The following is a 23,492-nucleotide window of genomic DNA, read 5'->3' on the forward strand; positions in this document are numbered from 1 at the left end:
TGACTAACGGTTGAACAAAAAGGCAGGACTGTTGATCAACGCCCAAGCCAAGTCTTGCACGCCGGTCAAGCGTTGATTCTTCTCCAGTTCGGCGAGTTTCGCAACCTTATCTTGCATTTCTTTCAGGCGACCATCGCGTGATCGATAGAACTCGGTCAGCTTTTTCGTCTGTTCATCGGTCCGATCGGCCGCGGCCAGCGCCAAGATATCTTGGATCTCCTGCGGCAAGTTGCTCTTTAAGTGCAGCGGCCGCGGGCTAGTTGTGACCGAAACGCGGAACTTGCCCAGCAGATGACTGCCGTCGGGATATTGGAAGTTCATCCGCACCGTCAGATTGGTTCCCTCGGCGAATCCCGCATCATCGGCCGTTTCAAAGATCGCGACGTGCGGCACGTTGAACTCAGGACTCACCGCCCAACCGCTGGCCGGGTTGTTGTCGATCGCTCCCCGCACGGCCCAACCTTGCTGCGAAAAATCGGCTTCGCCGCCGGTAAGCGGCACATCGGCAGTTTGAGCCGCATCTTTGGCGTTGGTCGCAGCGACTTTCAGTTCGCTCAGGACAAAGTTGCCATTTTTCGCACGACCCGGACCACCAGCAGGCAGACTAGAATCGGCCAGCGCTTCGATCCGGATGCCGGTGACGCCGGCCAGGTCGGTCGGAAAGACCAGTTCGTATTCGTCTTTCGCCAGCGTGCCGGAGACAAGGATCGACTGATCCTCTAGCGACTTGAACTCGGCGCCAACGGTCGACTTCATCGCGGAGGCGGTCAGCGGCGTCCAATCTGGCGTGCGGGCGGAACTTGCTTCCCACTCCGGCATTTTGGCCATCAGGTCGGCGTCGTACTTGGCTAGCTCTTCTTGCGCTTCTTCATAGTCGCCGATCGATTCGTGCAACGTGCGAATCGCCAGATCGCGCTCTTCCACCGTCGGCTTGCGGGCAAAGAATCGCAGGAAGAGTTCTTCGATCAGCTTCTCATCATCCGGCGTTTCGCGCGTCAGCTTGGTCAGTTCGCTGTTGGGATCGGCGATCGCATCGGCGATGGTCGGGCCGTTCACCAGTTTCATCACCGGGCCCAGCATCACGCCGCCCGAGCGTTCGCATTCGCACGAGCTTTCCCGCGGCGGGCGACCAAAATCGTCGAGAAACGGAATGCGCGCCGAGACGTCAGGCAATTGCATCGCGCGAAATCCGGTCGGTACGCCGGGCAACTTGGCTGTGCTGCCGGTCGCCTGGTGGATCGAATCGAACAGTACTTCAGCCGGCAAGCGGCGGGGCAGGGCATGCGAATAGTTGATGCCGTCGTCATCGTTCCAGCGGTTGGTTTCGACCGAATGCTGATAGACGCGCGACTTACAGATGCGACGGAGAATTGCCTGCATGTCAAAATCGCTCTCGAGAAACTCTTGCGTCAAGCGATCGAGCAACTGCGGGTTGGCGGCCGGATTGCCGGCGCGAATGTCGTCGATCGGTTCAATGATGCCGACCCCAAACAGGTAGCCCCAGAGTCGATTGACATAGCTCTTGGCGAAGTATTGATTCTCGGGCGAGATCATCCAGTCGGCGAGCTTTTCGCGACGGCTGTCCGCGTCTTCGACCAGCTCGTTCTGATACGGAAATTCTGGCGGCGCCACATCGCCGGTCAGCAGATGCTTCACTTCGCCAGACCCGGTGTCGTAAATCACTTCGACCAGCGGCTGAGCCCCTTCGACCGCCGTGCCGCCGATCCGCTGACCGACGAAATGCTTGTCCTCTTTACGACCAACCTGGGCGAAGAAAGCCGAGAGTTGATAGTACTGGCTTTGCGTCCAGCGCTCAAACGGATGGTCATGACACTTGTTGCAGTTGAAACGGACCGCCAAAAAGAGCTGCGTCGTATTCTCCATCGCCCCTTCCGGGTCACGGAGAATCTTGTAGTAAGAGCTCGGCGGATTGTCGATGTTGGAGCCGGATGCGGTCAGAATCTCATGGACGAACTGATCGTACGGCTTGTTCTCAGCGATCGATTCTTTGATCCAATCGCGGAACGCATGAACGCCGGGCTCACCCAGGAACTTCTCATTCACCTGCAGTAAGTCGGCCCACTTGTTGGTCCAAAATTCGATAAACGCCGCGCTGCCGATCAGGCGATCGACCAACGCTTCGCGTTTGGCCTGAGTCGCGGTCGTATCGGCCAGAAAGGCTTTCACGTCTTCGGATGTCGGCGGCAACCCGGTCAGGTCGAGATAGACGCGGCGGATGAACTCTTCATCGGTGCAAAGTCCGCTGGGGAGCACTTTGACGCGCTGCAGCTTGTCATACACCAGTTCATCTACATAGCTCTCGGTTGGCGGATTGGTCCACTCAAAGCCGCTGCGATCGCCCATGACGGTGACCGTGGTTGCGACGTAGGCGCCGTCAAAGCGCGCGAGCACCGCCGCTTCGCCGCGGCGCAGCAATGACAACACGCCGTAGGCGTCGGCCACGGCGACTTCGATGTTGCCGCTTTCGATAAATGCGTCGGCGGTGACGTCTTTGGTCGTGCCGTCCGCATAGTTGGCGAGAATCACAAACTGCTGCTTCATCTTCGGCAGCGGAATGACCGGGTTTTTCGGCAAGATCTCGATCGAAGTAACTTTCGGCGACTCCAGATTCAGTTTCACGCCGCCTGCGATCCAGTTGCGCAAAATTTCGTAGCGGCGATCGCCGGGCTTGGTCAGTTGACCGCCGACATGCGGAATGGCGCCGCTCGATTTGAGCAGCATCAGGCTTTGGTCGGGCGCCGCACGATTGAAACGGCGACCGGCGACATCGTCGACCAGAGCTCGGTGATCGTACAGCGGGTCGTAGCCGCGCAGCGACAGCTTGAAGCCATTCTTGCCATCTTTTGACCCATGGCACGTCCCTTGATTACAACCCATTTTCGACATCGCGGGATTCACATCGCGGACATAGTCGGCATGCACTTCCGCTTCCAGGTTTCGCACGCTGACCGGTACGCTGACGTCGTGATCGGCGTACTTCAGGACAAGTTGCGTCTCGCCGTCGGCCAAGGGAGAAACGAGGCCATTGGGGGTGATTTTGAACTGCGTCGATTCATCTTTGCGCTCGACGACGCGAGTCAGGTCGACGATCTCGCCCGAGTCGAGCGTGCCGGTGACCAGCACTTGGGCGTAAGCGAAGGGAGAATCAAGTTCGATCCGCTCGGGCCAAACGTCAACTTTGACCAACTGCTTTCCGGCGGGGATCGTATTCTCGGCGCGTGTCGAACCGAGCGACACGGCGAGCGCGAGCAACAGGCTGAAAAAGATTCGCGAAATCATGAAAGCGTTTCCTTGCCGGGGGATAATAGCGCTGCGAGATCGTAGGAATATTTAATTTGCCGCGGCTGTTTGAGCGGCCAGCGGAACGGCCGAAAACTGACGCACCAGCGTACCGTCTTTGACCTGGTTAATACGAACGACGCCGTCAAAGCCGACCGAAGCTAATTGTTCGCCATCGGGACTGAAAGCGATCGAATAGACCGCGCCTTGCTGCTCGGCCATCTGGCGAAGCAGTTTGCCGTCGGCCGTGTTAAACAGATGAATCTCTCCGGTTTGGTCGTTGCTGCTGCAAGCGGCGACCAGCGATGCGTCAGGAGAAAACGCGACATCGAACACGCGGCCCGGCAGCGCCGGAAAGGCGCGAATCAAATTGAAGTCGTCGCCGATCTTCCGATCTTTCTCGCGAAACATCTTATAGATCTTGGGGATGCCGTCGGCGCCGCCGATCAGCAGTTGATCTTCGGTCGGATGACGCATCACCGCGGCGATGCCCCCTTTGAGTGCGCCCGGCGTGATGCTGGTGATGTTGTCGATGAAGCGTTCGGTTTTGACTTCGTACAGCTTCATCGTCATGTCGCGACTGACCGAAACCAGATGCGAACCGTCGACCGAGAAAGTCGTATCGAGCGCCCAATCTTCGTGAGCGCCGTTGAACAACACCTGATCGCCGGTCTCGGCGTTGAAAACGCGGACCGTGTTGTCACCGCAACCGACAGAAACTTGTTTACCGTCAGGCGACCAGTTAGCGCCGTAGATCGTGTCGTACGAAACCGGTATCGAATAGGTCAGCTCGCCGCTCTCGACGTCCCACATTTGCAGTTCGCCCAAGCGACCCGGCGATCCGCCTGCGACGACCAGGCGTTTGCCATCGGGGGAGAACCGTGCGGATTCGATCCGCTCGGACATGCCGACCAGACGTTTGGCGACGCCGCTGCCGTCCACTTTTTGCAGCAGCACTTCGTGATAGCCGGAAACGGCCAGCAGGCCGCCGTCGGGCGAGTATTCAATCGAGGTCAGCACCGGCGGCAACGAATAGATCGGGGGATGATCATGATCAATCGTCGGGCGCGTCGAAGCCGGCGTATCGTCTTTCGCGCCTTGCGAGATCCAAAGCGTCAACGTTTGACGATCGGCTTCGGTAAGCGGCTTTTTTCCTTTCGGCATTTCGGCTTTGCCTTCGGCCGGCGTGATCAGCTCGATCAAATAGCTTTCGTCCGGTTTGCCAGCGACGATTGCAGCGCCGCCGCTTTCTCCGCCTGCGATCAGCTTCTCAAAATCGGTCATGACGTATTCGCCTCCTTGCTTGGCCGGCTGATGACAGCCTTGGCAGTTGGCCTGCAAGATCGGACGAACGTCGCGGTAGTAACTAACCGTTCGCTCTTCTTCCGCCATCAGCGAGGGAGCGAAGAGGAGAACCAAAGAGAATACGAACAGCTTCGATGGCATCGCAACGGATCCTTTTCGAAAGCGCTGGCTTTGATCGAGGAATCGTGAGCAGGCAAGGGGAGGAGCGCCGCCGAGGATGGGCGTCGCGGGATGACTAATGGTTAATGCTAACCGAAAAGTTGGCGAGATTGCAAGAATTTCCCGCTCTGGCGGAGGGATCGCGGGGAAGATTGCCCCCCAGGCACAAAAAAAGGTGCGCCGAAGCGCACCTGGGTATCGTTGGTTGGACGGGGATCCTGGGAGGGATTTACTTCCGCAGCGTCACGCCGGTCATCATCCAGCCGTTTCCTTCGGTGTTGACGAAGAAGCCGCCTGGTCCCAGGAAGGGAGCGACCTGGGCGAAAGGAGGGAGCTTCGATCCGTCGAGCTCTTGCCGGCGGACTTCGTCTTCGTGACCGATGCGCCAGATGCGATTGATCGCTTCGCCGAGCAGCGATTTCGCTTCGGGCATGCGATTGGTGCGAATCATTTCGTGCGTGACGCGGAACATCTCGTCGGTCCGTCCGAATTGAAAAAAGCTGTCCTGAGCCAAGCCCAAATCGGTCAGCGCCGTTTTCACGCGAATGAAATCGGCCGAGTTGGAGAGGTTCCCCTTGTTTTGCAATACTTTTTCCAACAGTCCGACGTGCGACGAAACGAAGAGCCATTTGTCATGGATCGTGATCGCCATGTTCGGCAATTTTTGCGCCGGTTGTGGATTAGGAGCCGCGACGAAAGCGGTCGGAAAGCCGGGGCCAATGATCGTCAGCGTCGGCAGTTCTTCTTCGGCTTCTTCGATACGCCAGGCGTCAAAATTTCCATCGGCGCCTTTGATCTCGATCGGCTCCGCGTTCGGTTCGTTCTCGAGAATCTTCCAGATCGCCGCTTTGACCATCGCGACGTTCGTGATTTCGACCGCGAATAACCGACGTTCGCTATTGGGCGTGATCGGTACCGCGGCATCCGAAATCATGATGACTTCGTCATCGAGAAACGGCACGATGTCGTTAGGGATATCGACCTGCGGACCGAGGTTATCTTCTTTCAAGCTCTCCATCACTTCGTCGAAGATCTCGTCATCGGCGTAAGCGTTGACGATCGTTTTGACGTACTTGAACGCGTCTTGCATGTCCCAGCGGACCGAGAAGTAAGTCGCGACTTCGTCCGGTACCCACACGGGCGGCGGTTCAATCGGCCCATTCGGGAAGTCCATGATTCGGGCGCCCAGCACAAAACGATCCCCGGCGGCTGCGTTGGGGTCGGTCGGAGCATAAGCGAACTCACGATGGAGGATGTCGTATTGCTTGTCAGCGCCGGCGTTGAAATTGATCAGCCCGCCGCCCCCTTGAAGGGCTTCAAAGCCTTCGCCTTCGAGCATTTTCAAGATATCTTTGCCCCGCTTCTTACGACCGCCGGCTTGCGCTCGCATCACTTCGACAAAGCCAAATGGTTCGGCGAACCAGCGAATGTTGGGGACCAGACCGTTGGCGTCTTGCTCGCAGCGTTTCTTTACTTCGACGAACGGCTCAAAGTCGGAGAGGGGTTTCGCCGCTTTGCCGGCCGCTTGGGCTTTGACGATCGCGGTCAACACATCCAGGTTGTCGCCGGCCAGCAGCAGGTCTTGGTTGATCAGATAGAAGGCGATTTTGGCTTCGACCTCTCCCTTTTTCTTGGGAAAGGTGAACTTCACTGCGTCGACGCCTTCGATCTTGAGGGTCGCTTTGACGGCGCCTTGTTCGACCTGGTTTTTTTCAATCTTCGCCAACAACGCCTGGGCCGGCTTCAATTTGCCGGTGATATCGACCAGCAACACCATCGCGTGCGATTTGTCGTCGTCCTTGATCGGTTGGATCATCGCAGCACAGATTTCACCGTTATAGACCCCTTTGAGGTCAGCGAAGGTGATCCCCAGTTTGACGCCGCCGTCAGACAGCTTCGCTTTGAGCTGTTCGGCCAGATCGTCCGCGAACGGTTTCATATTGGGGTGAGCCGCCAATTCCCCTAACTGGGTCGCATCAAAACGAGCGCGCAGTTCGTCCATGTCGGGGGTCGAGATGTAGCTCTTCGTCGTCTCGGGTAGCAGATCGGCCATCGGCGGAACCGCGAGGGCTAGTGAGGAGGAAGTGGCGGCGCAAATTGCGCAAATTGCCAAACGGAAACTCGGTGGCATGCGAAATTTCACTTCTTTTCTTCCTCCGCCTTCTGATTAACTGCCTGATCGAGAGAGTGTGCACAGATGTTCGCCTGTCGCGCACTCTCTTAATATCGGCAGCGGCGTACTCAAATAAAAACAATGTGTCGTAAGGAATCCGGCGCGATTCAGAGCGTCTTGCCGTACTTCCGTCAAGTTGTACCGAATGTTTCGGATTAATGATTCTGAAACGCCTGCGCAGTTTATGCAACCTGACTGAAGAGGGCAAACCCGGTGGACGCTAATGGGGACAAGTTCCATAATCGGCCGGATGAATCCATTTTCCAGCGAAAGTCTCTGTTCGGACCCCATTCACGGCTACATCCCCTTCGTCGTGGACGGCGAACCGGGAGAAGTGACCGAGCGTGACATTATTGACTCTCCTTGGGTGCAGCGGATGCGGCAGATTCATCAGCTGCAAACCGCCTGGTGGGTCTATCCGACGGCCGAACATACCCGTTTTCAGCACATTCTGGGGGTGATGCACTTGGCGAGCCGCGCCATCGCCCAGCTTTATCCCAGCTTGCAAGCGTCGTGCGCCGATCTCCCCAGTCGGGGATATGTCGAAACGTTATTGCGTATGGCGGGACTGCTGCATGATGTCGGACATGGTCCGTTTGGCCATTTCTTTGACACCCACTTTTTGTCGCAATTTAATCTGACCCACGAAAAACTGGGAGCCCAGATTATTGAACAAAAACTAGCTGGAATGCTGTCACAATTGCGGCGTAACCCCAATAGCGTGCTCGATCCCAATGAACAAATCGACCCGCAGCAGATCGCCTGGCTGATCCAACGCCCTCGTGAAGAGGAGGGGACGCCCTATCCGCCGTGGTTGATCCATTTGCGCAGTTTGCTGAGCGGCATCTATACGATCGACAACATGGATTTCGTCCTCCGTGACGCCTACATGACCGGCTATAGCAGCCGTTCGTACGATCTCGATCGATTGCTTCACTACAGCTTTTTCACGCCGAAAGGGCTGACGATCCATCACCGCGGCATGGGCGCGCTGATCCGCTTTATGAACGTGCGAGCCGAGCTGTTCCACAACGTCTATTTTCATCGCGAAGTGATGGCGATCGACAAAACGTTGGAAGACTTGTTTCGCGATAGCCGCCAGCACTTCTTTCCTGGCGATCCGTCGGCCGACTTGGATCGGTATCGTCAACTGACCGAGTTTTCGCTGTTGATCGATGTCGCGCGCTGGAGCCAAAGCGACAATCCCGAAGTTCGCGCCTTGGGCGAGCGGTGGGATCAATTGCTGCAGCGCAAGATTGAGTGGAAGTTTGTTTGCGAGCGCTCGCTCGGATTCAATGATGCGACCACCGAGCAGTCGAACATTTTGCAGTCTGACCAAATGGCCGAATTTGCGATTCGCCAAGGGTTGCCCGCAGAGCTCAAGGAACTGCCGCTAAAGGTCGCGGTCAGCCGCTACATTTTTCGCCATGAGACGGCGCAGCAGAACTATTTGTACGATGCCGCACAAAACGAAGCGAAGCCGCTGACGAGCGATCAAATTTTTCGCAGTTTGCCGATCAGCCGCAAGATTTGTCGTATCTATGCGCAAAATACGGACCACGCGCCGCAGTTATCGACTGCCCTGGACGCGTTGTTTGGCGGAAATCGGGTCGACGATTTGACCAACATGTGAACCTTCGCAGGGGATAAGTTTCCTCGTGAGTTGGCGATACGTCGCCGCGCGCTATAATGCGCTGCGACGCTCCCACTCACGAATCTTTGCCACAGGAAACTTATGGCGTCTGAATCGTCCGCCGGGCGGACCCATCGACCGCACACGCTGAGCGAACTTCGCGAAAGCGGCTGGAAATCGAAAAGCGTAAAAGACGAAATTCGCGACAATTTCATTCGCATGCTCGCCGCTGGCGAGACCCTCTATCCCGGCATCGTCGGTTATGACGATACCGTCATTCCCGAGATCAACCTGGCGCTGATCGCCGGGCACGACATGCTGTTTCTCGGCGAGAAGGGACAAGCGAAGAGCCGCATCATGCGGATGATCTCGCGGTTCCTGGATGAGGAAGTGCCGTATCTCGACATTCCCGGTTGCCCCGTTCACGAAGATCCGTACCATCCGATCTCAAGCGTCGCCAAAACTTACCTGGCGACGCATGACGAAAACCAAGTGCCGATCGCCTGGTGGTCGCGCGACGATCGGTATGTCGAACGTTTGGCGCCAGGCACCAAGTTTGCCGACGTGATCGGCGAAATCGATCCGGCCAAACTGGTCGGCGGCGTCAGCATGTCGACCGAAGAGGCGCTCCACTTTGGATTGATCCCCCGCATGCATCGCGGCATTTTTGCGATGAACGAACTGCCGGAACTGGACGAGTTGGTTCAGGTCGGGCTGTTCAACATGCTGGAAGAACGAGACGTGCAGATTCGGGGCTATCCGGTGCAGTTCGATATTGATCTGCTGTTGCTCTTCTCGGCGAACCCGGCGACTTACAATCGCAGCGGCAAAGTGATTCCACAACTCAAGGATCGCATCGGGACGGTCGTCCATACGCATTACCCGCGTGAGCGCGATCTTGGCATTCAGATCATGCAGCAGGAAGCGGCGGTCGAACTGGATGGCGATTATCCCGTCGTCGTTCCCTACTTCATTCGCGAAATCCTGGAGCAGATCACCGTTTGCGGTCGCAAGAGCAAATACATCGATCATCAGTCCGGCGTCAGCGCTCGTTTTAGCATCGCCAACTTTCGGACGGCGGTCGCCAGCGCTCGACATCGCGGCATCATCTTGGGCGAGAAGCCGGCGGTCGTGCGTCTCTCGGACCTGGGGCATCTCTACTCGTCGTCGCTCGGCAAGTTAGAGCTCGACATGATGGGAAGCCATCAAATGTCGGAACGTCAGGTGTTGGATGCGCTGGTCGCCGAAGCGGTCCGGATCGTCTTCAGCGAATATGTCGAGCAGCATGGACTGGAAGAGATCGGCCAGATCTTCAGCCGCGGCGTGAAGATCGAAGTGGGCGATTTGCTTCCTTCTAGCCAATACGCCGATCGTCTGCAGCATGTGCCGCCGATCTGGGACAAAGCGTTTGAGCTGAACGCATCGGAAAACGAAGCGATGCGGGCCTCCTGCGTCGAGTTTGTGTTGGCCGGCTTGCACGCGCTCGATCGCATTTCTCGCTCGCAGCAGCATGGTCGGATCGAATACGAGTTCGAATAACAGAAAGCGTTCGCGTGAACCAACCTTATCGACCCGGCGGCGTGATTCATACGTACCAAAAGTACGATCCGCAGCGGTTCCCTAGTCCCACGCAAGAGGCGCCCGATCTCGTCTCGCCGGCGATGGAACATATGCTGATGTACGGCGAGATGCGCGAGCTGACGCCGGAAGAGCTAGCCCGCGCGATCAAGCTTGACCCCAGCCAGATCGCCGGGCTCGGCCCGAGTCTCGATGCGCTGATCAAGATGCTCCAGGAGCGCAAGCGGAAGATCCTCGAGACGTATGAAACCGACAGCGTTTTGAAAAAGGCCCGCAAGAATTACTACAAAGCAGGCAAGCAGATCCACTATCCGCAAGGAAAGTTGGGTGACGCCGCTCGAGCCGCCGTCGATCGCGAGCAAATCTACGATCTCGAGCGGCTCTGGTATTTGGCCGACGAAGCGCGTTCTCCGTTGGCCGGCGAACTGGTTCACCTGATCGAGCGTCTCGGCGAAAAGTACGAAGTTGACGAACTCGCGGCCAAGTACGACTTCACCGGGCAAACGTCGATGACCGTGCCTGAAGCGATCGCCATCAAAGAAGAGCTGGAGCGAATCGACGAGCTGTTAAAGCAGCTCGAAGAGGCGAAAGAGTCGGCTCAGATCGGCGTGATCGACATGTCCGAGCTGTCGCAGTTCGCCGAGCCAGGCCAGATGGAACAACTGATGGACCTGCAGCGTCAGCTGGAAGAGTACGTTCGCAACATGGCCGAACAGCAAGGGCTCACCGGCAATAAAAATGGCGCGTTCCAGATCACGCCGCAAGCGTTTCGCATCTTTCAGGGCAAGCTGCTAGAGAAGATTTTCTCGAATCTCGAAGCGTCCCGATCGGGTCGTCATCAAGGTCCGATCCTCGGCGAAGGCGCCGTCGAATTGCAACAGACCAAGCCGTATGAGTTTGGCGATTCGATCACGCAGATGGACATTCCGCAGTCGATGATCAACGCGATTCTAAGGCAAGAAGGGCAGACGCCGCTCCGGCTCAAGCCGGAAGATATCGAGATCCACCGCACGCGTAACACTCCCAAGTGCGCCACGACCGTCATCATGGATATGAGCGGGTCGATGCGGTACGAAGGGCAGTACGTCAACGTCAAACGAATGGCCCTGGCCCTGCAAGGTTTGATCCGCAGCGAGTATCCCGGCGACTATCTGCAGATGTTGGAGATGTACTCCTTCGCCAAGCCGGTTCGCCCCGGCGACGTGATTGGCCTGTTGCCGAAACCGGTGACGCTGCATGATCCGGTGGTGCGACTGCGAGCCGACATGAGCGACCCCGGCGCCAGCGAATATCGCATTCCTCCTCACTTCACGAACATCCAACACGCGCTGCAACAGTCGCGGATGTTTTTGGCGAATCAAGACACGCCGAACCGCCAAATCATTCTAATCACCGACGGACTGCCGACGGCCCACTTTGAAGGCTCGCAACTCTTCCTGCTCTACCCGCCGGACCCGGCGACCGAAGCGGCGACCCTGCGCGAAGGCGCGCTGTGTGCGCGAGAAGGAATCACGATCAACATCTTCTTGATTCCCAGTTGGTCGCAGACGGAAGAAGACGTGAAGTTCGCCTATCGCTTAGCCCAAACGTCCCAAGGACGCGTTTTCTTTACGGCCGGCCGCGATCTCGATCGGTATGTGATCTGGGATTATGTGCAGCACAAGCGAGAGATCATCGGGTGATGTGGCGCGTTGCTCTTCAATGTAGGTTGGGTGTAGCGAAGCGAAACCCAACAAGCGGCGGTAGCGGAATAATCGCCGTGAAACCGATCGCGCTTGCTTGGTTCAACACCGCTTTGCAGTCACGTAGGGTGCGTCAAGACGCACCTGGATCCTGCTTATCGACGACTATCATCAACGCGTGATAACGCAGCTCTCTGGCTTGTGCGTTTCCACGCTTGGTTTATTTCCGTGACCTGTTGCCGGGCTTTGTGCGTCCAGACGCACCCTACGAAAGCTCCCCTGTCGAACGCTGTGAAACTACCGTCGCACAGGAGCAATCCTCTGCAACCGCTGCGAGAGCGATTTCGCCAAGGTCGCACAATCGTTTTGATACGCTTTGGCGCCGGCCAGGTTGCGGCTTTCTTGCGGGTCGCTTTGATGATCGTAAAGTTCCTGGGCGACGACTTGGTTCGTTTCAAAATCGCGCCATTCGTTGTAGCGAAAGCGATTGGTTCGCAGTGAATAGCCCAGTACTTCCGGCTTGTTTTTAAAGTAGGCGGGACGCGGATGCTGCGATAATGCGGCGTCGCGAACGGTCGCTGTCGGATCCGCCAAGATCGGACGGAGGCTTTTTCCTTGCAGCGCCGCGGGAATGGGGAGATCGCATAGGTCGACTAAAGTTGGGTAGAGGTCGACCAATTCGGTCAATGCCGTCGTCTTTTGACCTGGGTGCGCTGCGGCGGGGGCCGCAATGAGCAGCGGCACGCGCGTGTCGAGTTCAAAATTGCTCGTCTTGCACCAGAGATCGTGCTCTCCGAGATGAAATCCATGATCCGACCACAGAACCACGATCGTGTTTTCTGCGAGTCCTTGGCGGTCGAGTTCATGAAGAACCTTGCCGATCTGCGCGTCGAGAAAAGAGATCGCGGCGTAGTAGCCATGATTTAAAACCAAATTTTGTTCGTCTGAAATCTCCCCGGTTTTGGGAATGTCGGTATAGCTGCGAAGTTCTCCGTAGGGGTGGAGCGCGATCTGAGGCGCATCGGATTGGGGAAGCCGCTCCAATTGCGCTGCGATCTCCTGGGGATCGTACTTGTCCCAATATTGCTTCGGCGCATTGAAGGGAAGGTGCGGCTTCCAGAAACCGACGGCCAGGAAGAACGGTTGTTTCTGTGCGGCGCGCTCGCGAATGGCCAAAATGGCGTCGGCGGCGATTCGTCCGTCCAGATAGGCTTCGTCGGCGACGTCCACTTGCTGCACGGCAGGGCCTTTGGAAATCGACTTCAGCCCAAATGGCTCGCCGCTCACGAACCAGTCGTTGGAATGAGCGCCCCAGTCATGCACCGCAGGCGTCGACCACGATTGCGGATCGTTGCGAAGCGTTTGCCGATAGTTGTGATAGATTTTTCCAATGTTTTGCGTGAAGTAACCATGTCCTTGGAAGAACTCCGGCAAGGTCACGATATCAGGATAGAGCTGACGAAAATGGGTGGGTAAATCCCAGATCTGCAGCGCGTGAGGATAGCATCCGGTCATCACGGAAGTGCGCGACGGGTTGCAAAGCGCTTGCTGACAATAGGCGCGCTCGAACAGCATGCCGCGCTGCGCTAGTTTGTCGATGTTAGGAGTTTGGGCGATCGAATCGCCGTAGCATCCCAACTGAACGCGTAAGTCGTCTACCGCAATGAACAGCACGTTAGGCCGTTGTCCCCAAGAAGTCGCGTCTGGTTGCGGATCTGCTCGGCCTGACGAAGTGAACACGAACGCGCCGCACAACACGAATGCAAATGTGACGAGTCGTTTCTGCGGCGAATTCTTCAAGCAGTCCATCGATGCGCATTTCAAGGGAGGAAGTCGGATTGATTGCCGTTGCCGCCAGCCGGCCTAAGGTGCGACCGAGAGCGCTAGCTCAGGCTTATTATTTTGCGTCGTCACTTCTACTTTGAGCGTCGCCGTTTTCAGGGGAAGATCGATCTGAGATCGCACCGAACCGAACAGCGGTTTTCCTTCTTCAACCACCAGCTCGCGCCCTTCAAAGGCGACCCCATCAAACGCTTTTAACTCCACCTGATAGGGGCCGCCCACTACGTCGCGTCCGCTGCCGGCGGTGGTGAACTTGCCATCTTTGATCTTGGCGCGCCCCTGGGGACCTTTGTTTCCCTGTTTGGTATCCGGCGTGAAAATGAGTTCGCCCACCGGAATCGGTTTTCCGTCATAGGTCGCTTCGCCGGAGATCACGATTTGATCGGACGATTCCGACCAGCACCCCGGCAGCGCGATGCCGCCGATCAAAAGGAGGCATCCTATCCAGCAAGGCGCCGTGAACGAGCAGGGTTGGAATTGCTTAACCATCTCGGTTTCTTTTCTGGGGGTGGGGGGATAGTGCCCTGGGAAGTCGAGTCAAACGGTTTGATCTCGACGCCAGGTTTCGGATGCTAGAAGCCGTTTTAAGGCGCGGTCAACGGTTCGCCGCCGTTGCGACTAGCGAGCGCCAGGAGGATATCAAAGTCGATCGTTTCCGCGATGAACTTGACCGATCCGTCCCCGATCGCAAAGAGGGCGCCGCCTGGGTGATTGCTCGAAAATGGTCGCGAATTGTAATACGAGCCGCACGATTCATTGGGGCCGCAAAAATTGACGCTATATTCCAGGTTCTTAAAGCCGGCGGCGTCGCAGGGCCAAGCGACCGTGTTGCTGGTTCCCGCCAACCAACTTGTTTCTCCTTCAAATCGCTCGCCGACAACCAACGTATTTGACGTGCCGTCGGTGATATCGCCAAATCGCACTTTGGAATCAACGTAGAGCGTTCCGCCGATCGCCATCCCTTTTCGTTCGTCGCTTGCTCCCGTACATGCCGAGTGATAGGTCGCACCGATGAGTAGGGGGTAGTTTTGTCCCGTTTGGGGATTCACGCCGATAGGGCCTGCAACGCCGTTGTAGTGCTGCGTGTAGGTCGATTCGCCGTTCACTTTGCCGCTGCCCCATGTTCCACGCAGTTTCTCCGAAGAATTGCTTGGACAGTGATAACCATCAGGGACGAAATCAAGCGAAAGCGGTTTGTTCGCTTGGTACCCGCTGGCGGTCCAATCGATCAACTCATAGAAGGCCTGTTGTTCGATAAAGGGGAGGATCCGAGCGTGCCAACTCAGCTGATTGCCGTCGCTGTAGCCCCCCGGCGGAAAAGCGCCAGACGAATCGTGATAGGTATGCAGAGCCAGCCCGATTTGTTTTAAGTGGTTGCTGCATTGCATTCGGCGAGCCGCTTCGCGCGCTTGCTGAACGGCCGGCAGCAGCAAAGCGATCAAGACCCCAATAATGGCGATCACGACCAACAACTCGACAAGCGTGAATCCAGGACGACGAACTTGAGATCGAGGCGAACGAGCGAACATGAGTCGATACCTTTGCGAAGAGGAGATACGCAATTCTGACGAATAGAGATCAATGAACTCTTCGAACCAGAGCGGGCCCACGACGAACGTTGCAAGTCGCCAGGTTCGATTGAATTTTGAAAAGCAGTTTTTGATCGATGTTTCTTCCGCGATTGGACGTACGTTGCGCTGTTGCAGCGAAAGTATCCCGCTGGGATCCCATGCTAGGGCGAGCGAGAAAAATGGTCAAACGTTTTCTTGATTTACTTGAAAAAAAACGCGATTATTCGCCCGCCCAAAAAGCAAGTCTAGCGGTTGCTTATTGGCGTTGGCCCCTCTGATTTTCGATGCTTAGGGGTTTATCTCTTGCTGAGAGATGGAAGCGGAGGGCTTGGCCGAACGTGGTGAGGAGAGTGAGAGGAGCGGGGAAAATCGATTTTCGCCCTTAGACTTTGCGTTACCGATCTACCGCAAAACGCAGCCCTGTTCGCGACGGTCTCTACCTGCTGGCGCTACGAGGTGGGTTGTGGAAGCGCGCGTTGCGCCGTGAATTGCGTTTGCTCCGCCCCCTCTACTAAACTGCAATAGTTCCTATCGTCGAGCGAATTCGCTAATGAGATTGAATCGGATCCGGATACGAGTAGATGCGTCAGCGAGTTCCCCGTAATAGGCACGTTATGAAAACTTCTGCAACTATCGCCATCCTCTTTCTGCTGTTCGCCTCGGTCGCTCAGGCGGCCGATTTGGCCGAGCAGATGGACCGCCTGGCGAAACCCTACATCGACAGCGAAACGGTCGTCGGCATGTCGATTGGAATCATCCAGGGAGACAAAACCGTCGTCCGCGGATATGGCGAACTTTCGGCCGACGATTCCCAAGTTCCCGACGGCAAAACGATCTATGAGATCGGATCGATATCCAAAGTGTTCACCGGGCTGTTGCTCGCTGATGCCGTGGTCGAAGGGCGAGTCTCGCTGGAGACGCCGGCCGAGGACTTGCTGCCAGAGGGATTCTCGATGCGTCGCAGCGAGAAGGACCAGCCGATCCAACTGCGGCATTTGGCGACGCACGCTTCCGGCTTGCCGCGACTGCCTGACAATCTGAAGCCGGCCGACCCGTACAATCCGTACGCCGACTATACCGATCAGCGCTTGGCTGAGTTTCTTGCTGGACATCAGCCCAATAAGCAGCCGGGAGCGAGCATGGAGTACTCGAACTTGGGCGCCGGTCTGCTGGGCACGTTGTTGGCCTTCGAACGGAAAACGAATTATGAATCGCTCCTGCAAGAGCGGATCGCGACTCCGCTCAAGCTTGTGGATACGGGGATCACGCTCAATGCCGAGCAGCAGAAGCGTCTGGCGTCACCGCACATCGCCGGGGGGACTCCAGGGCATACGTGGGACTTTGACGCATTGGCCGGCGCCGGAGCGATTCGCAGCGATGTTGATGATCTGCTCAAATTCGCTCAAGCCCAGCTAGATCCGCCTGCGGGAAAACTGGGCGCCGCGATCGACGTCGCCTGGCGAGTTCAGCAAAAGCCGCTCGACAAGAATGACTTTGCGATGGGGCTGGGCTGGCACGTCGCTCGGGACGGCTCGACGCGTTGGCATAACGGTCAGACCGGCGGTTATCATTCGTCACTGTTCGTCAGTCGCAAGCTCGACGCCGCGGTGGTCGTATTGACCAACACGGCGACCGGCGAGGTCGACGCGCTGGCCGAGCAACTGATGCGCATGTTGGCCGGCGCGGAAGAGAAGCCCCGTGAGTTCGCTAAGCAGCTTGAAGTGGCGCCTGCCAAGATGCAGCGTCTGGCGGGCAAGTATCAACTAGCGCCCGGCGCCGTATTCACCGTTTCTGTCCAGGACGACAAGTTGCTGGTCGGTCTGACTGGACAGCCAATGCTGCGGGTCTATCCCCGCAGCGAGACAGTCTGGTTCTACAAGGTTGTGGACGCAACGCTCACGTTTCAAGTCAACGATTCAGGGCGCAGCGTCTCGGTCGAATTGTTCCAAAACGGCGTGCGTCAGACGGCGAAACGAGTCGAGAAGAGCGAGTGACGATTTCCTAAGTAGGTCGAGACGCACCGCGAACCTGTATAAAGTCGCCCGCCATTGCCCTCGCGTGAAAACGCAATCTTGGGATGCTGTTTCGGTTTCCAGAGGTGGATGGTTGCTGGGCTCCCTGCGATGCATGTTCTAATCGCACCCGACGGGACATCAAAATTGCTAGTCCCACCATACCGCGTACGCCACGCAATCTTCCGGCGGTTGTTCGGCATGGGGAGGCAGCGGGTATTCGCTATCAATTTCGGACGGCTGTAAGCGGACTAGAAGCTTGGCGATCGTTGCGAGATCGGCCTTGGTGACGATAAACACCCGTTCGGAAAACGGCCACATCGTGACGTCGTCTTCCTCGACTTCGTAGATTTGAACCAGGACGTTGACGACATCGCTACGGTCACGAATGGAACGCAGGGTTTCGTAAAAACCTTGGGGGCCTGGGTGATCGGTCAGGTTGCAGCCGATCGAGCCGTAGTCGTCATTGCCATCAAAGAAAGCATCGATGGTCACCACCGGCGCAGGCGCCGACATCCCGAGCCCGCCGATCGATTGAATGTGCTCAATTAACGCTTGCCGCTTCGATAGATCCATCAGTCGTAATCACTCTGGGAAAATGTAGGGGTTCGAATTCCGCACCGCGTTTCCTAACATTTGCGGCGCTGGCAAGTCAAATATTGTCGGTTGACATTGCGCACGGCCTGCTGGTTGACTGAGAGGTCTGGCGGTGTGCGCGCGTGGGCAGTGCATCGGCGGGACGGGAGGAGAACGGGATGCGCATGATCCATGTCCGGTCCAGTCCAACCTTTTGGTCCAATGGTTCCGCAGCGGCTTCAAAACTACCCAAATTAACGTATGGACAGAGAGAGGCGAGATTCGACGAAAAAAACGCGTGTGTCCGGTCCAGTCCAACCTTTTGATCCAACGGATCTGCAGCGGCTTCAAAACTACCCAGATTAACGTATGGACAACGAGAGGCGAGATTCGACAGAAAAAATGCGTGTGTCCGGTCCAGTCCAACCTTTTGGTCCAACGGATCTGCAGCGGCTTCAAAACTACCCAAATTAACGTATGGACATCGAGAGACGAGATTCGACAGAAAAAATGCGTGCGTCCGGTCCAGTCCAACCTTTTGATCCAACGGATCTGCAGCGGCTTCAAAACTACCCAAATTAACGTATGGAAAGAGAGACGAGGTGCGACAGAAAAAAACGCGTACGGTCCGGTCCAACCGTCTGGGGTGATCGCGACCTACGCAGAAAGTTATCGTGCGCCTGTTCGTCCATTCTTCCTGACCTACGGTGATCGATTCTTCTCTCTTAAGACGCCAATCTTTGCCAGGGTCTCCCTTTTCGCACACGGCGTGGCCCGATACGATTGCGACCAGACCTGCAACAAATTGTCGAGGAACCGGATGGCCGCCAAGAAGAAAACTGCGAAGAAGTCTCTGAAATCGAAATCGAAGTCAAAATCGCTGCCCCCGCGGAGCGAAGTCGCCGTGAGCGATACTTGGGACCTGACGAGTCTGTATGACTCGCCGGAGGCTTGGGAAAAGGATTTCGCCAAGCTCGCCAAAAAAGAAAAGGGCTTCGAGAAGTTCAAAGGGACCTTGGCCGACAGCGGCGCCGCGCTGGCCGCTTGCTTGAAGTTTGACCTGGACGTCGATCGCTTGTTGGAACGGGTTGGCACTTACGCCTTTTTGAAGACAACCGAGAATCAGGCGGACGATGATTCGCAGCGGCGGATCGCTCGCTATCAGTCGGTTGGCAGTAAATTGGGCCAGGCCGCTAGTTACATTTCGCCCGAGATTCAGTCGATTTCAGCCAAGCGCCTGGCCGAACTGCTGGAAGAAAAGCCGATGAAGCCGTATCGACTGATGGTCGAGCGTCTGACTCGCTACAAAAAATTCACGCTGAGCAAAAAAGAAGAACGCATCTTGGCGATGCAAAGCGAGATGTCGTCGGCCGCCGGCCAGGCGTTTCGTCAGTTGCTGGACGCCGACATGAAGTTCGGCACGCTGAAAAACGAAAAGGGGGAAGAGGTCGAACTGGCGAACTCGAACCTGAGCGAGTTTTTCCAATCGTCCGATCGCAATGTTCGCAAAACGGCGTTCCATCAGTATTACGCCCAGTTCAAAGGGCACGAGAATACGCTCGCGGCGACCTTGTCTGGATCGATCCAACGCGACGTCTATTACGCCAAAGTTCGCGGATACGACAGCGCCATCCATCAAGCGTTGTACGCCGACGACGTGCCGCAATCGGTTTATGACAACCTGATCGATTCGGTCCACAATCATCTGCCGGCGCTGCATCGCTATTACGATTTGCGTCGCCGCAAAATGAAACTGCGCGACATTCATCACTATGACACCTATGTGCCGATCCTCAGTGAGATCAAATCGCGGCATACGTGGGATGAAGGGGTCGAGTCGATCATGGACGCGTTGATTCCGTTGGGGACGGAATATTGCGACGTGCTGAAGGACGGGCTGACAAAGGCGCGTTGGAGCGATCGTTATCCGAACGCCGGCAAGCAAAGCGGCGCGTTCAGCTGCGGCACCTTTGACGGGGCGCCGTACATTTTGATGAACTACAAGCCCGACGTGTTGGACGACGTCTTTACGCTCGCTCACGAAGCGGGGCACTCGATGCACAGCTACTATTCGGCCGGAAATCAGCCGTATCAGTACTACAATTACACGATCTTCGTCGCCGAAGTGGCCAGCACGTTTAACGAACAGTTGCTCAGCCAATACATGCAGGAAAACGCGGCCGACGATCGTGAGCGAGCTTACCTGGTTAATCGCGACATCGACGCGATTCGCGGCACGATCATTCGCCAAACGATGTTCGCCGAGTTCGAGAAGATCACCCACGCGATGTGCGAAGCCGGCGAACCGCTCACCGTCCGATCGTTCCAAGAGGCCTATTTGGAACTGCTGAAGAAGTACTTCGGTCCGAACTTTGTCATCGACGACGATCTAACGCTCGAGTGCTTCCGGATTCCGCACTTCTATCGTGCGTTCTACGTTTACAAGTACGCGACCGGATTGTCGGCCGCGATCGCACTGAGCAAACGCGTGTTGAACGGCGGCGCGAGCGAGCTGAACGACTACCTGACGTTCCTCAAGGGAGGCTGCTCGAAGTACCCGCTCGACCTGCTGCGCGACGCCGGGGTTGATATGGAGCAACCGACGGCGGTCGAAACGGCGCTGACCCACTTTGAAGGCTTGGTCGACGAGTTGGATACGTTGCTGTAAGAAGTTTTTAGCGGACGACCTTCTTCGTAGTCCGAAGCGCGAGCGCGGGAAAATCGCTTGGCGATTCAAGGGCGGATCGAAGTAGCCGCCCGCATTTCCCTCGCTGGCGCTTTTTGAGGTTGCGCTATTTGGCCGAACCGATTCCGGTTGGCCCGGATAGCTCCGCTGTCGGGGCCGACGAAGTCGGTAAGAGGCGTCGAGCCGTGGTCGGACCTAGAGCGGTGGTCGCCGCGCCGTTTGAAATGGCGAAATGGCCCCGAACTGCATACCGGGAACCAATGCCTCCTACGGCTGCGCCGCCCCGATAGCGGAGCTATCGCGGCCAACCAGAGAAATATCGCAACCTCAAAACTCGCGCTTCGGGCTACGAAGAGGAGAAGAATAGCGACTGCCGACTATTGGTCTGCGGTTGCTTGTTTGGCTTCCAACTGCTTCACCTTGTCGCGTTGGGTGTCGAGCTGTTGTTGGTAGAACTCAATTAGCTTGGCGTAGCGATCGATCGCGCGCTGCAAGATTTCGATTTGCTCGTCGCGTGGGTCGACCGGTTGTTCATCTTCGCCGGCGACTTCCATCGCGGCCAAGGGATCTTGAAGATTGGGGTCCTTCGCGGCCAGCCGAGCGAGTTCAATCCGCGGATCGGTCAGCAGACGGCGATCGCCGCCGAGCTGCGCCATTTGATTCGGAAACTCGACTCCGCCGCCGAGAGTGACTTCGACGAGCGCCAGCTTGTCGCCTTGCAGCACCTTCAGGCGGATTTTGTCGCCGGGCTGTTTGGCGAGAACCGGGCCAATCGCTTGATAGACCGAGCGGATGTAGAGTCCATCGACGGCGAGAACCTGATCTCCTTTGGCGATGCCGGCTTGTGCGGCAGGACCATTGGCGGCGACTTTTTCGACGACGACCGTCTCGGCCTTTTGGCCGGCCGTTAAGGTCAGACCCAACGTGGGACGACGACGCTGTAAGACGACGATTTTGTCGGCCGCTTGGGAGGCGAGCAGACGCTGGATGTGCTTGCTCGGAACGGCGTACGTCCGCGGGGCTTCGTCGTTCGGTTTTTGCACGGCGACGACGACGCCTGCTAAGGTCGCGTCAGGATTGACGATGCCGGATCCGGCGGCGGTCGCGGCGCCGCGTAAGTCGCATTCCAACAGCGGCGGCAAATCAGCGCCGGGGATTTGGCGATCGACGGCGCCGATCATGCCAAAGGTCTGGACGCTTGGCGCGGCTCCCCAGCCGGCGGCGGAAACGACCCACCGACCGGCGACGGGATCTTGGGGAGCGAGTGAGATCGCAGGAACTTCGAGTTCTTGCAGCTGCAAAATAGCGAGCGTGGAAAAATGATCGATCACTTTGAGTTCGGCGTCGGCCTGACGTCCATCGGCCAGCGTGACGCGCAGTCGACTCCCCGATTCGTAACGCAAGCAGGTGACGATCTGTCGCGGGGCGATTGCGACGCCGGTGCAAACGGTCACGCGCGACGGCGACTTCGGCTGTTTGGCGAGAGGATCGGCTTCGCCGGCCGGCGGTGCGGCCGGCAGCGCGATCATGCGCACCGTGACCGTAGCGGCGGCCAACTGCTGGGCGGCGGTTTCGAACTGCGGCAGATCTTCCGCAGCGACGAAGCTTGCGGCGCCGATCGCCAGCAGCAGCGCTGCAAATCGAATTGTCGACTTCAAATTCATGAGCGGCTTTAAAGCGAAACGGCGACGGAAGCGGTCTCGTTCTGCATCAAGTCAAGCAGTGCGTCGAGTTCAGCGGCGCTGGGGCCATGTTGGGAAGGGGGTTCGGCCGGCAAGGAAACCGAGTAAACCTGCGGCGCGTATTCAATCTTGGGAGTGACGTTGGGGGTTACCGCCACCGCGGGAGAAGCAGGAATGGGAGGCGTCGTTGGTTGGCCGTTCCAGACTAATGCGGCGGTGACCAAGACGACCGGCAGCAGCCAGAGCAGGGGGAGCCAGGCGGAAATACCGTGAGCAGGAACGAGGGTTTCGGCGCGTTGCGCTCGTTCGGGACGAAGCAGTTCGTGCTGCAAGCGATCGGCGCGATGCGACTCGTGCAGGCGAGTCGCGTCACAGCGCAACTGATCGCCCAGCAACAGCAGGTCGTCCGGCAGCGCCGCGGTTTCCCACGCTTCATCCGAGAGCTCCGCTTCCGGCAGTTCGGTTTCGAGACGAACATCATCCTGCTCGTCGGGATCAAAAATTCGAGGTTCAGATGGCATCGGACCGTGGTTCTCCAGGTGGGGTTTCTCCAAGTGGGGAGTCTCCAAGTTCGCGAGGGATCTCGCGTAGCTGGCCGGGGCTTTCGGCAACGAGCTTTCTGAGCGTTCCCAATCCGTGGAAAATGCGACTTTTTACCGTTCCTAGGGGGCACCCTAAGATGTCGGCGATCTCTTGATAGGGAAGTTCTTCGCCAAAACGAAGGACGATCGCCTGACGTTGTCCGTCGGGCAATTCGGCCGCTACACTCCAGAGGCTTCGCTTCCATTCCTCCGATACGACCGGCACATCCGCAGCGACTGCCGCCGTGGGGGCATCCTGACGTTGAGCCAGCTTTTCGGTTTTTTCCTGATGCATTCGCCTTTTCCGGCGCAACCGGCGCTCCAAGTTCAGCAGAATTCCGTACAGATAGGTGTAATGGCTACTGCGTCCTTCAAACTTAGTCGGGTCATTGGCGACGATCAGAAAGACCTCCTGCGCTAAATCGTCGGCGTCCCAGGCATTGCCGCACATCAGCAAAGCCGCCCGGTGAATCCGGTCGAAATAGAGCGAGGTCAGCTTTTCGACATCAAGTCCGCAATTTTTCATGAAATATTTTTCTTGAAGCTCCGGTGGTAGGCTGGGGAATCCAAGGCGAAGTAACACCGCATCGGATTCGATTTAACGGTATATTAACGCCCTGCAATCTTCCCCGCCTTGGTTGGCCGTCGGACTTGGCCTGATCTCGCCGTACATGTGTTAGTGCCCTCCCCACGGGCGTAAGTTCAATTACGT

15 protein-coding genes are annotated in these 23,492 nt (G+C 57.1%); 5 read left to right on the forward strand and 10 right to left on the reverse strand.

Annotated elements, in window-relative coordinates:
- Positions 1-3: 3 nt before the first annotated feature.
- From M4951_RS05565 to M4951_RS05575, 3 genes are all read right to left on the reverse strand, one after another.
- Positions 4-3,300, reverse strand: a complete 3,297-nt coding sequence (locus M4951_RS05565; RefSeq protein WP_262025489.1) for a DUF1549 and DUF1553 domain-containing protein — start codon at positions 3,298-3,300, stop codon at positions 4-6.
- 51 nt (positions 3,301-3,351) lie between these two features.
- Entirely contained in the window at positions 3,352-4,746 is a 1,395-nt protein-coding gene (locus M4951_RS05570; RefSeq protein WP_262025490.1) for a c-type cytochrome domain-containing protein, read from the reverse strand.
- 247 nt (positions 4,747-4,993) lie between these two features.
- Entirely contained in the window at positions 4,994-6,817 is a 1,824-nt protein-coding gene (locus tag M4951_RS05575; protein WP_262025491.1) for a hypothetical protein, read from the reverse strand.
- Positions 6,818-7,187: 370 nt separating this feature from the next.
- On the opposite strand from M4951_RS05575, the gene M4951_RS05580 reads away from it, so the two are divergent.
- The 3 genes from M4951_RS05580 (at position 7,188) to M4951_RS05590 (ending at position 11,830) form a co-directional block, all read left to right on the forward strand.
- On the forward strand, positions 7,188-8,570 hold the full coding sequence (locus M4951_RS05580; RefSeq protein WP_262025492.1) for an HD domain-containing protein: 1,383 nt from the start codon (positions 7,188-7,190) through the stop codon (positions 8,568-8,570).
- Positions 8,571-8,672: 102 nt separating this feature from the next.
- Positions 8,673-10,109 carry a magnesium chelatase gene (locus M4951_RS05585; RefSeq protein ID WP_262025493.1) on the forward strand — a complete coding sequence of 479 codons (1,437 nt, stop codon included), beginning with the start codon at positions 8,673-8,675 and terminating at the stop codon, positions 10,107-10,109.
- Between the two features lie 14 nt (positions 10,110-10,123).
- Complete coding sequence (locus tag M4951_RS05590; RefSeq protein WP_262025494.1) at positions 10,124-11,830, forward strand: hypothetical protein; 1,707 nt, start codon at positions 10,124-10,126, stop codon at positions 11,828-11,830.
- A 297-nt stretch (positions 11,831-12,127) separates the two neighbouring features.
- Here the strand turns inward: M4951_RS05590 and M4951_RS05595 are convergent, their stop codons facing one another.
- From M4951_RS05595 to M4951_RS05605, 3 genes are all read right to left on the reverse strand, one after another.
- Positions 12,128-13,639 (reverse strand): sulfatase, encoded by a 1,512-nt coding sequence (locus M4951_RS05595; protein WP_262025495.1) that lies wholly within the window; start codon positions 13,637-13,639, stop codon positions 12,128-12,130.
- A 54-nt stretch (positions 13,640-13,693) separates the two neighbouring features.
- The gene (locus M4951_RS05600; RefSeq protein WP_262025496.1) at positions 13,694-14,161 is read right to left on the reverse strand and encodes a hypothetical protein; all 468 of its coding nucleotides are present in this window, start codon (positions 14,159-14,161) and stop codon (positions 13,694-13,696) included.
- A gap of 95 nt (positions 14,162-14,256) precedes the next feature.
- Complete coding sequence (locus M4951_RS05605) at positions 14,257-15,201, reverse strand: DUF1559 domain-containing protein (RefSeq protein WP_262025497.1); 945 nt, start codon at positions 15,199-15,201, stop codon at positions 14,257-14,259.
- Between the two features lie 656 nt (positions 15,202-15,857).
- On the opposite strand from M4951_RS05605, the gene M4951_RS05610 reads away from it, so the two are divergent.
- Positions 15,858-17,237 carry a serine hydrolase gene (locus tag M4951_RS05610; protein WP_262025498.1) on the forward strand — a complete coding sequence of 460 codons (1,380 nt, stop codon included), beginning with the start codon at positions 15,858-15,860 and terminating at the stop codon, positions 17,235-17,237.
- 168 nt (positions 17,238-17,405) lie between these two features.
- Here M4951_RS05610 and M4951_RS05615 read toward each other — a convergent pair whose 3' ends face one another.
- The gene (locus tag M4951_RS05615) at positions 17,406-17,831 is read right to left on the reverse strand and encodes a hypothetical protein (RefSeq protein ID WP_262025499.1); all 426 of its coding nucleotides are present in this window, start codon (positions 17,829-17,831) and stop codon (positions 17,406-17,408) included.
- Positions 17,832-18,651: 820 nt separating this feature from the next.
- Here M4951_RS05615 and pepF point away from each other — a divergent pair.
- On the forward strand, positions 18,652-20,499 hold the full coding sequence (gene pepF, locus M4951_RS05620; RefSeq protein ID WP_262025500.1) for an oligoendopeptidase F: 1,848 nt from the start codon (positions 18,652-18,654) through the stop codon (positions 20,497-20,499).
- Positions 20,500-20,894: 395 nt separating this feature from the next.
- On the opposite strand, the gene M4951_RS05625 is transcribed toward pepF, so the two are convergent.
- The 3 genes from M4951_RS05625 to M4951_RS05635 are packed head-to-tail and all read right to left on the reverse strand — an operon-like array spanning position 20,895 to position 23,363.
- The gene (locus tag M4951_RS05625; RefSeq protein WP_262025501.1) at positions 20,895-22,181 is read right to left on the reverse strand and encodes a S1C family serine protease; all 1,287 of its coding nucleotides are present in this window, start codon (positions 22,179-22,181) and stop codon (positions 20,895-20,897) included.
- 8 nt (positions 22,182-22,189) lie between these two features.
- On the reverse strand, positions 22,190-22,720 hold the full coding sequence (locus tag M4951_RS05630; protein ID WP_262025502.1) for a hypothetical protein: 531 nt from the start codon (positions 22,718-22,720) through the stop codon (positions 22,190-22,192).
- Positions 22,710-23,363, reverse strand: a complete 654-nt coding sequence (locus tag M4951_RS05635) for an RNA polymerase sigma factor (RefSeq protein ID WP_262025503.1) — start codon at positions 23,361-23,363, stop codon at positions 22,710-22,712. Before M4951_RS05635 ends, M4951_RS05630 begins: the two co-directional genes overlap by 11 nt.
- Positions 23,364-23,492: the final 129 nt, after the last annotated feature.

The sequence above is a fragment of the Blastopirellula sp. J2-11 genome (assembly GCF_024584705.1).
Lineage (GTDB): Bacteria > Planctomycetota > Planctomycetia > Pirellulales > Pirellulaceae > Blastopirellula.